Here is a 957-nt window from a genome sequence, read left to right as displayed (position 1 = left end):
ACTGCCTACATACAAATGATAATTACCGCTACTGATAAACTCATTCGGGCGAATCAAATCAAACGCACTGGTCAATGCTTGCTGCTGCCACACGGCCTCGGATGAGCGCACGCCCCATGGTTTGCCAACGATAGATAGCGCCGCCTCACCAACAAACAACGCTAATATCAATGGTGTCATCAGGCGAGCCAGCCTACCGCGAGACACGCCGCTGGCATTGATAACAGCCATTTCTTGATCAACATATAAACGACCAAACACCAGCATCAACGCGATAAAAAAGGCTAGCGGTAATATCAACTCTAGAAAATACGGCAGGTTGTACCCAATAATCGTGAATAGCAGGCTGATATCCAACCGTCCTTCAGCCGCAATGCCAAAATAACGTATCAAACGACCGCCAAGCATCATTACTACCAAAAACCCCAGCACCAAAGCAGTGGTCGAGGCAACTTGTCGAGTCATATAGCGGCGTAATATCACAATGGGTACTCTTAAACAGTTGGTATTCGCATGATTGATTGGAGATTTATCGTCATGTTTGAGCACAGTAACAATGCATCGTAGGCATCATATACGGTCAAACAAACAGTCAAATAATACTGACAATTATTGAGTGACTAATTAGTCCTACTCAATAAACACAAACGACAAATATAACCGCTAATCCTAGCATGTTTTGCCTAAAAATGGCTGTGAAATGTGTTTGCAAACATTACGTACACCTTACTGATAGTGCATTACTATTGGCAGACGATAAATATATCAAATATCGGATAAAGCGTTATGAAATCTTATATGGAATTGGTTTAACAGTGTTTTCTCCAATACGTTTTTTATTTATTTAGTTTGGAAAGGTTTGTTTGTCATTCGTATCATCGAACCTCTATCTCTGTTATTAATTGCTAGACTGGCTGACGGATAAAAATAATTTTATGTCATCTAATGTAATGGAGA

1 protein-coding gene is annotated in these 957 nt (G+C 40.6%); it reads right to left on the bottom strand.

Annotated features, from left to right (window positions below):
• Nucleotides 1-465, bottom strand: a 465-nt coding sequence (locus ACS8FC_RS15330; protein ID WP_439297404.1) for an LptF/LptG family permease, incomplete at its 3' end; no start/stop codon positions are given.
• Nucleotides 466-957 lie beyond the last annotated feature (492 nt).

This window comes from Psychrobacter sp. 1Y4 (assembly GCF_051847555.1).
This window is presented reverse-complemented; position numbering and strand designations above follow the sequence as displayed.